Below are 9,736 nucleotides of genomic sequence, written 5' to 3'. Positions count from 1 at the left end.
GGGCTGCTTCATGTCCCCCCCTCCGGCGTCGGCAACGCCGACGCCGGCACCACCAGGTCCGCGCGACGTCTGCTCGCCGCCACCAGGCCGGCGTTGCGCTGATCCGAGCCCAGCACCCAGGCGACCGCCTCCTCGTGTCCCTTGCCGAACTCCTCGTGGCGGGCGACGAGGCGGCGTACCCGCTCGGTCTCGTCGAGGTCGCAGAACCAGACCTCGTCGAGGTGGGAGCGGACGCGGGTCCAGGGCCCGTGGTCCAGGAGGAGGTAGTTCCCCTCCGTGACGACCAGGCGGGCGGTGGCCGGGACCGGGATCGAGCCCGCGACGGGCTGTTCCAGCGTGCGTTCGAAGCCCGGCGCGTACACGATGTCGTCCTCGTCGTCCTCGTCGCCGCGCAGCCGCTCCAGGAGGGCCGCGTAGCCCGCCGCGTCGAACGTGTCCGGCGCTCCCTTGCGGTCCCGGCGGCCGAGGCGGTCGAGTTCAACGTCGGCGAGGTGGAAGCCGTCCATGGGGACATGGGCGACCCAGGGTTCGCCGTCGCCGTTGAGCGCCCCGGTCAGCCGCTCGGCCAGGGTGGTCTTCCCCGCGCCGGGGCCGCCGGCGATGCCGAGAAGCGCCCGGCGGCCGGGGCGGCCCAGGGAGGCGGCCCGGTGCAGCAGGTCGTCGAAGGTCAGGGACATGGGGTCGACGGTAGACCCGATCCGGCGTACCCGGGCCGAGACCGGGCAGACGAGCCCTGCTGTCGGTCGGAGCGAGCAATGCGGAAGGTGCCGGATGAGAGAGAGGTCCTGGTCGGAGCCCGACGGCGAGGGCGAGGCCGTACGGGAGGAAGTGGCGCGGCTGCGCGCCGAGATACGGCAGCTGCACACCCGGATGGAGGGCCGGCCGCTGGTCGCCCAGGCCCAGGGCATGCTGCGGGAACGCTACGCCCTGCCGGACGCCGAGACCGCGTTCGCGCTGCTCCAGCGGGCCTCGCAGCAGTACAACGTCAAGCTGCGCACCCTGGCCGAGGCGGCGGTGAGCGCACCGCGTCCGGACGGCCGGAGCGCTCTGTGGTTTCCCGGCCGGGCCCGGCACGCGGAGCCGACGCTCAGCTTCGAAGCGGCAGGGAGCCACCGCGTCGGACGCGGCAACCGGAGCCAGGTCCTGAGCGCTGTGCTCAGCCAAGCCCTCGCCGTCGTCGGCACCGACATGGGCAACGTCCAGATCGCCGATCGCGCCGAAGGCGGACTGCGCATCGAGCGGCACACGGGACACACGGCGGACTTCGTCGACTTCTTCGCGCACGTCGGAGAGGAGGGCACCGCCTGCGCCAAGGCCGCGCGGGACGTCGCCCAGGTCACCGTCCAGGACGTGGCGACGGACCCGGTGTTCACCGAGGAGGCCCGCGCGGCGATCCTGCACGCGGGCGGCCGCGCCTGCCACAGCGTGCCGCTGACCACCTCGTCCGGACTGTGCGTCGGCATGGTGTCAGCCCATCTCGAACGCCCGCTGCGGGGCCTGACCAGTGCCCAGCTCAAGGTGTTGACCGTCGTGGGCGCCGAAGCCGGCGAGTGGCTGTCCTGGTACGACCGGACCGTAGTCCTCGACGCCCTGGAACACGTCCACATCCTCGGCCGCGCCCACGGCGGCGGCCGCATCAGCCGACGATGACCGGTTTCTTACGTGCCCGGCTTACTGACTCCCGCCCTGCGGGGAACCCCGACCCCATGACAGAGACGACCGAGCTGACCGAACTGGGCCTGCCGGAGCGGATCCGGGCCTGCCTCTTCGACCTCGACGGGGTCATCACCAGGACGGCCGTCGTGCACGCCGCCGCGTGGCGGCGTGCGTTCGACGAGTTCCTGCGCCGCCGCGACGGCGACGCCTTCCGGCCCTTCGACCCCGCAGCCGACTACGACGAGTACGTCGACGGCCGCCCCCGCGCCGACGGAGTCCGCACCTTCCTCGCCTCCCGCGACATCCACCTCCCCGAAGGCACCCCCGACGATCCGCCCGACGCGGCCACCGTGCACGGCCTCGGCAACCGCAAGAACGAGATCCTGCTGGACCTCATCCGCACCGACGGCGTCGAGGCCTACGACGGCACCCTGCGCTACGTCGAGCGGGTCCGCGCCCACGGCCTGCGCACCGCCGTCGTCTCCTCCAGCGCCAACTGCCGGGACGTCCTGCGCTCGATCGACGCCGAGCACCTCTTCGACGTACGGATCGACGGAGCGGTGGCCGCCGAACGCGGACTGCCGGGCAAGCCCCGCCCGGACACCTTCCTCGCCGCCGCCCACGACCTCGGCGTCGAACCCGCCGAGGCCGCCGTCTTCGAGGACGCCCTCGCCGGCATGGACGCCGGACGCGCGGGCCGCTTCGGACACGTCGTCGGCCTCGACCGCGTCGGCCAGGCGGACGCCCTGCGCGCCCACGGCGCCGACACCGTCGTACCGGACCTGACGGAACTGGGGGACTGGGCGTGATCACCCACAGGTCGTACGGCGTCGAACCCTGGGCCCTGCGCGAGAAGGGCCTCCATCTCGACGTCCTGCCGCAGAGCGAATCGGTGTTCGCCCTCTCCAACGGGCACATCGGCTGGCGCGGCAACCTCGACGAGGGCGAGCCGCACGGCCTGCCCGGCACCTACCTGAACGGCGTCCACGAACTCCACCCGCTGCCGTACGCGGAGGCCGGCTACGGCTACCCCGAGTCCGGCCAGACGGTCATCAACGTCACCAACGGCAAGGTCCTCCGCCTGCTCGTCGACGACGAGCCCTTCGACCTGCGCTACGGACGGCTGCACTCCCACGAACGCGTCCTGGACCTGCGCGCGGGCGTGCTGCGCCGCAGCTGCGAGTGGACCTCACCGGCCGGGACGACCGTCCGGGTGCGCTCCACCCGCCTGGTGTCGTTCACCCAGCGGGCGATCGCCGCCGTCGCCTACGAGGTCGAGGCCGTCGACAGCGAGGCACGCATCGTCGTCCAGTCGGAGCTGGTGGCCAACGAGCAACTGCCGCAGCGGAAGGGCGATCCACGGGCTGCCGTCGCCCTGAAGGCGCCGCTGGAGCCTGAGGAGCACTTCGCGGACGGGGCCCGGCTCCGGCTCGTCCACCGCACCCGACGCAGCGGCCTGCGTGTCGGCGCCGCCGCCGACCACGTCGTCACCGGCCCCGGCGAGATCACCACCGGCGGAGAGAGCAGGGACGACGTCGCCCGCCTCACCGCCACCACCGTCCTGCGGCCCGGCGAGCGGCTGCGGGTGGAGAAGACCGTCGCCTACGGCTGGTCCGGCACCCGCTCGCTGCCCGCCGTCGCCGACCAGGTCGACGCCGCCCTCGCCGCCGCCACGTACGGCGGCTGGCAGGGGCTCATCGACGAACAGCGCTCCCGCCTCGACGACTTCTGGGCCCGCGCCGACGTCGAGGTCGACGGCGACGAGGAGATCCAGCAGGCCGTACGGTTCGCCCTGTTCCACGTCCTCCAGGCGGGTGCACGCGCCGAACAGCGCGCGATCCCCGCCAAGGGCCTCACCGGCTCCGGCTACGACGGCCACGCCTTCTGGGACACCGAGACCTTCGTCCTGCCGCTGCTCACCCACACCGCGCCCGGCGCGGTCACCGAAGCCCTCCGCTGGCGCCAGAACACCCTGCCCGCCGCCCGCGACCGCGCTGCCCAACTCGGCCTGAAGGGCGCCGCGTTCCCCTGGCGGACCATCGACGGCTCGGAGCGCTCCGCGTACTGGCCCGCCGGCACGGCCGCCTTCCACGTCAACGCCGCCGTCGCCGACGCCGTGGTCCGCCACACCACCGCCACCGGCGACACCGCCTTCGAACGCGACACCGGCGTCGAACTGCTCGTGGAGACCGCCCGGCTCTGGCGCTCCCTCGGCCACCACGACCACCACGGCGCCTTCCACATCGACGGGGTGACCGGCCCGGACGAGTACAGCGCCGTCGTCGACGACAACACGTACACCAACCTCATGGCCCGCGGAAATCTCCTTGCCGCCGTCGACGCCGTCGAACGTCACCCCGACCGCGCCGCGTGCCTCGGCGTCGACGACGAGGAGAGCGCCGCCTGGCGCGACGCCGCCCAGGCCATGTACGTCCCCTACGACCACGAACTGGGCGTCCACGAACAACACGCCGGGTTCACCCGCCACCAGCGCTGGGACTTCGAGAACACCGGGCCCGACCAGTACCCGCTGATGCTGCACTTCCCCTACTTCGACCTCTACCGCAAACAGGTCGTCAAGCAGGCGGACCTGGTCCTCGCGATGTACAAGTGCGGCGACCTCTTCGACGACGAGCAGGTGGCCCGCGACTTCGCCTACTACGAGCCCCTCACCGTCCGAGACTCCTCCCTGTCCGCCTGCTGCCAGGCCGTCATCGCCGCCCAGGTCGGCCACCTCCAGCTGGCCTACGACTATCTGACCGAGACGGCGATGATGGATCTGGCGGACCTGGAGGACAACACCCGCGACGGCCTCCACATCGCCTCCCTCGCCGGCACCTGGACGGCGCTGGTCGCGGGCTTCGGCGGGATGCGCCACCACGGCACGACCGTCGGCTTCGCACCCCGTCTCCCCGAGCGCCTGAGCAGGCTCGCCTTCAACGCCGGGCTGCTCGACGCATGCCTGCGCGTGGAGATCAGGCCCCGCCACGCCACCTACGAACTGCTCTCCGGCGACTCCCTGACGATCCGCCACTACGGCGAGTCGGTCACCCTCGACGGCGACAAACCCCGGCGACTGGACATCCCGGCACCGAAGCCACTCGGCCCGGCGCCGGAGCAGCCCCCGCACCGGCGTCCGGGCCACCACCGGAGGCGGACGGGCTGAGACGCGGGTGCGGGGTCCGGCCGTCGGCCGTCGGCCGTCAGGCCCTCAGCCGCAGAACGTGGACTCCAGCGTGCGGTTCACGGTCGCGTAGACCGTGCCGTTGTTGGACGTGTTGGCGAACGACGTCACACTGCGCTTGCCGGTCTTCGAGGTGAACGCCCAGGTGTAGTAGCCCTGTACGGTCCCCGTGTGCCCGTACACCGAGGCCCCGCACGACAGATCACGCCGGCGCAGCCCCAGCCCGTACGCCTGGGTGCTGTTCACCGGTGTCCACTTCAGCATCTGCTTCAGCTGGGCGGCCGAGGTGAGCTTCCCCTGCACCAGCGCGGACAGGAACTTGTTCAGGTCCTTGGCGCTGGACACCAGGGCCCCCGCGCTCTGCGCCCACGACACCGTCTGTTGCGTCGAGTCGATCTTCTTCCCGGTGGAGTCGACGGTCATATAGCCGCGGGAGTACCTGCCGGGGATCGTGTTCTTCGGGTGGACGTAGAACGTGTCGGCGAGCTTCAGCGGCTTGATGATCCGGTTCTGGTACGCGGTCGCCACCGACTTCTTGGTGATCTTCTCGATGAGCATGCCCGCGACCACGAAGTTGGCGTTCGAGTACGAGTAGACCGCGCCCGGCTTGTCGGTGAGCGGCTTGGCGAGCGACAGGTCCATCAGCCGGCGGTAGGTGAAGACCTTGTTGCGCACCTTCTCGAAGCCCGACACGCTGGGGGAGAAGAGGGTGTTGGCGTAGTCGTACAGCCCGCTGCGGTGGCTGAGCACATGACGTACGGTGATGCGCTTGTCGGGCAGCAGCCCCGGCAGATACGTGTTGACGGAGGAGTCGAGCTTGATCTTGCCCTCGTCGACCAGCTGCAGCAGGACCACCGCCGTGAACGTCTTGGTGACGCTGCCGACGCGGATGCGGTCCCCGGTGCCGATGGCACGTTTGGTGGACCGGTCGGCGACACCCTCCGCCAGATGGTGCACCTTGCCGTTGTCGTCGATCCTCGCGAACGCGCCCGGCGCCCCCTGCGACAGCGCCGTGCGCAGCACTTTTCGTAGCGCGGTCGTATCGGGCCCCGCGACCGGGGCCGCGTGGGCGGGGACCGTCAGGAGGGACAGGACGACCGCGCCCAGCGTCGCCACACCCGTGCCCACCGTTCTCGAAACCATCTGATTCGTCTCCCGTTGCCTGCTGTCATCGACAGGTTGCATTGGAGTCGAGCGATCACGGAGAGTCAAGTAGCCTGGTGCGGGGGCGAGTTGGGCGACTCGAAAGAGGGACAGTTCCGGTGGATCGGTTTCAGCCGCCGAACAGCTGGGTCCAGTACGTGCCGGCCGCGCCGCCGCCGGCGAAGCCGATACCTATATGGGTGAAGCCGGGTTTGAGGATGTTCGCGCGGTGCCCGGGGCTGTTCATCCAGCCGAGCACGACCTCCGCGGCGGATCGCTGGCCGCACGCGATGTTCTCGCCGATGGACCGGCGGGTGGAGCCGGCCGCCGCCGCGCGGTGCCAGGGTTCGCCGCCGTCGGGGGAGGTGTGCGCGTAGAAGGCCCGGGCCACCATGTCGGTGCTGTGCGCCTGGGCGGCGTTGGTGAGGAGGGGGTCGGGGGAGAGCGGGGGAAGGCCGGCGCCGGCACGCTCGGCGTTGGTGAGGGTGATGACTTCGGCGGCGGTCCGGCGCAGGCCCGCGGGGGAGAAGGGCTGGGCCCAGAGGGCTGTCCAGAACACGGTTCCCGAGCGGGGGTCGGTCGCGTGGCCCAGCCCTGCCTCGTTGCAGGTGGGTTCGCAGAGGGTCTGCCTGGCTTGTCGGTCGGAGCGGCAGTGGTCCACGAACTCGGCGGGGGTGCGGGGGCCGGAGACCAGGTGTTCGCCGATGGTGAGGTAGGCGTAGCCGCCGGTGGTGACGCGTTGGTAGACGGAGACGCCGTCCTTGCCTTCCGAGGCGAGTCGGCCCTGTGCGGCCATCGCGGTGGCGTGGGCCTGGGCCGCGGCCGACAGTTGGGCGTTGAGGGTTACGGGTGGGGAACCTGCGGCGGTGCGGGTGGAGTTGACCAGTCCGAGGAAGCTGTTCGAGTCGGGGGCCGGTGGGGTTGCTTGTGTGGCGCGGGCCGGTGGGGGCTGGTCGCGCCCACGCGGCGGAGCCGCATATGTCACAGCCCCGCGCCCCTGACGGGGCGCTGATGTGGGCCCGGATGCCGAAGTGGGCGCGTCCTCGATCACGTCCACGCCGAAGTCCCTCGCGACTCCCGCCAGTCCGTCCGCGTAGCCCTGGCCCAGTGCCCGCAGCTTCCAGCCGGGGCCCTTGCGGTAGAGCTCCGCCAGTAGCAGTACGGTCTCCCGCTGGGGCCTCGGCGGTGTGAAGCGGGCGATGGCCCGGCCGTCGGGCCCTGTGACGAGCAACGTCGGTCCGGGCAGGTGGCCCAACGGCGTGTCCGGGTCGGCCGGGCTGATCGCGACGGTGAGGCGTATCGCGCCGGGGCGCAGGGCGGGCGGGTCGACCGTCAGGGTCTCGCCGGTCAGGCGGGCGCCCGGGGCCGTCGGCTGGTTGTAGAAGACGAAGTCGGTGTCGCCGCGGACTCTGCCGGTGTCGTCGGTGATGAGGGCGGAGACGTCGAAGGGTCCGGGCACCCTGATCGTCAGGGTGCCGCTCGGCAGGGGGACGTTGCCCCCTGGTACCAGCTCGTTCATCGGTGCCGTCCGTCGCAGTGACCGTCAGCCCGACAACGTGTCATCCCCGCAGGGCGGTTCCCGTGCCCTCCTGCCGCTCGGTGGCCAGGGCGTCCTGGCGGCCGGAGCGCATCGTTTTCAGCGCCAGGAGGAGGACGCCGATGTCGTCCAGGTAGACCGGGTCCGGTACGAGGTCGGTCGGGAGGACGAGATAGAGGACGGCGCCCCAGAAGACCCACTTGGGGCCGGTGGGGAGTCCCGCCCGGCTCAGTTCGCGCCGGGTGCGTACGAGTCGCAGGAGCAGCCAGACGGCCACTCCGAGGACGGCGGCCGCGATCAGCGCGATCGCGACGATCACACCCCATGTCCAGGAATCCATCGGTCCCGCCCCTCAGTCGAGCCGGGCGGTGCGCCCGGCTTGTGCCCTGCCCATCGTCTTCCCTCCCAAGGCGCTGTGTACCGCGGCGCGCGGGGAGCGGGGACGGGTCAGTGCGGGGCGCGGGCCAGGTTGTGGTCGACGAGGGCCTGGCTGACGGCCCGGATGGAGCGGGCCATGTGGTTCAGCTGCATGACCTCGGCGGCGTACATCTTGATGGTGTGCTCGATGACCGACTCGGACATACCGAGGCTGGGCAGTTCGGAGCGGGCGGTCTGCAGGGCGGTGCGGGCGACCCGTATCTCGTGCTGGACCTGGATCTGGGCGTGGCGGGCGAGCAGCACGGGGTGACGCATCATGGCCGGGTAGGTGCCGTAACGGGCCGGCACCAGCTCGCGCAGCCACTTGGCCGCGGACCTCTCCCAGTCGTAACTGCCGGGTGTCTTGACCTGACACGGCCAGTCCGTGCGGATGGGCGAGGAGGTGAGGGCCATGTTCAACGCTCCGGTCTTGCATCGACGCCATTGGGTGCAGCGGGGTGTGGAGTCTGGGCGGCCCCGGCATAGGGGATGGCCGGGGCCGCCTCACCCGGGGCGCCGTGGCGGGTAGGAGCGGACGGACCCGGGTGGACGACGTGACCCGGAGTCCCCCCGGGTCACGATCCGCGAGAAGTATTTATATATACCGATGAGTTTGCAAGAACATGGAAAAATTCATGCCGGGAAAGTTGTGAAGAATCCCCTGCTGTCCTGCCATGTGGGGAGAACGGGATCAGTCCCTGAGGAAGAACTGATGCTGCTCGGAGACCTGCTCGTACGCCTCGAGCCGGGCCTGGGTACGCTCGGGGTCCGCGTCGGTCATGGCCTGGAGCAGGGCGGAGGACATCATCACGGGGGCGGCGTACGAGTCGAAGACCAGGCGTGAGCCGGTGCCGGTGGCGAAGACGGCGTCGGCCTCGTCCGCGAGCGGCCCGAGCGCCAGGTCGGTGACCAGGGCCACCCTCAGTCCGGCACTGTGGGCGACACGCAGTGCGGTCAGCGTCTCCTGCGCGTGCCGGGGCATGGAGAACGCCAGCACCCAGGTGCCGCCCGCCTCCCGGGACTGCAGCAGGGTGTCGTAGGCGACCGTGCCGCCCTTGGTCACCAGCCGGACGTCGGGGTGGATACGGCGGGCGGCGTACGCGAAGTACTCGGCGAGCGCGCCGGAGATCCTCAGGCCCAGGACGGTCAGCGGGGCCGAGTGGGACAGGGCGCGGCCGACCGCGATCACCTGGTCGGGGTCGGCGAAGTCGCGCCGCAGGTTCTCCAGGTTCTCGATCTCGGCGTCCACGGCGGCCTGCAGTTCGTTGCTGCGGTCCGCCGCGGAGGTGCCCGGGGCGCTGCCGAGGGTGGCGAGCGCGATGGCCTGGAGCCGCTCGCGCAGCGCGGGGTAGCCGCTGAAGCCGACGGCCGCGGCGAACCGGGTCACCGACGGCTGGCTCACACCGACCCGCTCCGCGAGATCCGTGATCGACAGGAACGCGGCCTCGGTGATGTGCTCGATCAGGTACTGGGCGATCCGCCGCTGCCCGGGGGAGAGCCGGGGGCCGTCGAACAGCTCCCTGAGCCGGGACGTGGGCGACTGCTCGGTGTCCGCAGCGGTCCGCCCGGACGTGATCGCTGATGCCTGCGCACGTGCCTGCTGCGGCGATGGCACCCGCGCGCCTCCTTCGTCTCCCACGAGCACTCAACATAGCCCACGGCCCGTGCGCCCCCGGGCGGATCGGGCCACGCCCCCGGACGGCGGGGCGGGGGCCGGGCGGCGGGGCGGGGGCCGGGCCGGCCGCGCCGTCGGCGGGGCGCCCTCTCGCGCGACCTGCGAGAACCCCGTTTCGGGCACA

Annotated in this window: 9 protein-coding genes; 3 read left to right on the top strand and 6 right to left on the bottom strand. The window is 71.5% G+C overall.

Annotated features, from left to right (window positions below):
* Positions 1–8 precede the first annotated feature (8 nt).
* The gene (locus ACFU53_RS06760) at positions 9–677 is read right to left on the bottom strand and encodes a nucleoside/nucleotide kinase family protein (RefSeq protein WP_383986754.1); all 669 of its coding nucleotides are present in this window, start codon (positions 675–677) and stop codon (positions 9–11) included.
* 94 nt (positions 678–771) lie between these two features.
* Between ACFU53_RS06760 and ACFU53_RS06755 the strand changes: the two genes are divergently transcribed.
* From ACFU53_RS06755 to ACFU53_RS06745, 3 genes are read left to right on the top strand one after another with little or no spacing between them, the layout of a single operon-like run.
* Positions 772–1,650 carry an ANTAR domain-containing protein gene (locus ACFU53_RS06755; protein WP_383986751.1) on the top strand — a complete coding sequence of 293 codons (879 nt, stop codon included), beginning with the start codon at positions 772–774 and terminating at the stop codon, positions 1,648–1,650.
* A gap of 56 nt (positions 1,651–1,706) precedes the next feature.
* Positions 1,707–2,465, top strand: a complete 759-nt coding sequence (locus ACFU53_RS06750; protein WP_383986748.1) for an HAD family hydrolase — start codon at positions 1,707–1,709, stop codon at positions 2,463–2,465.
* Complete coding sequence (locus ACFU53_RS06745; protein ID WP_383986745.1) at positions 2,462–4,822, top strand: glycoside hydrolase family 65 protein; 2,361 nt, start codon at positions 2,462–2,464, stop codon at positions 4,820–4,822. The genes ACFU53_RS06750 and ACFU53_RS06745 overlap by 4 nt, the downstream gene beginning before the upstream one ends.
* Positions 4,823–4,867: 45 nt before the next feature.
* Here the strand turns inward: ACFU53_RS06745 and ACFU53_RS06740 are convergent, their stop codons facing one another.
* The 5 genes from ACFU53_RS06740 to ACFU53_RS06720 form a co-directional block, all read right to left on the bottom strand.
* Entirely contained in the window at positions 4,868–5,983 is a 1,116-nt protein-coding gene (locus ACFU53_RS06740) for a serine hydrolase domain-containing protein (protein ID WP_383986743.1), read from the bottom strand.
* Positions 5,984–6,113: 130 nt separating this feature from the next.
* Entirely contained in the window at positions 6,114–7,502 is a 1,389-nt protein-coding gene (locus ACFU53_RS06735; RefSeq protein ID WP_383986740.1) for a CAP domain-containing protein, read from the bottom strand.
* A gap of 40 nt (positions 7,503–7,542) precedes the next feature.
* Entirely contained in the window at positions 7,543–7,860 is a 318-nt protein-coding gene (locus ACFU53_RS06730) for a YkvA family protein (protein ID WP_383986737.1), read from the bottom strand.
* Between the two features lie 107 nt (positions 7,861–7,967).
* Positions 7,968–8,351, bottom strand: a complete 384-nt coding sequence (locus ACFU53_RS06725; RefSeq protein WP_383986734.1) for a hypothetical protein — start codon at positions 8,349–8,351, stop codon at positions 7,968–7,970.
* Between the two features lie 277 nt (positions 8,352–8,628).
* Positions 8,629–9,552: a MurR/RpiR family transcriptional regulator gene (locus tag ACFU53_RS06720; protein WP_383986731.1), complete on the bottom strand. Its 924-nt coding sequence runs from the start codon at positions 9,550–9,552 to the stop codon at positions 8,629–8,631.
* Between the last annotated feature and the right edge of the window lie 184 nt (positions 9,553–9,736).

It is taken from the genome of Streptomyces sp. NPDC057474, from assembly GCF_042802555.1.
Classification (GTDB): domain Bacteria; phylum Actinomycetota; class Actinomycetes; order Streptomycetales; family Streptomycetaceae; genus Streptomyces.
The sequence above is the reverse complement of the archived record's forward strand: the minus strand, read 5'-3'. Positions and strand labels throughout refer to the sequence as shown.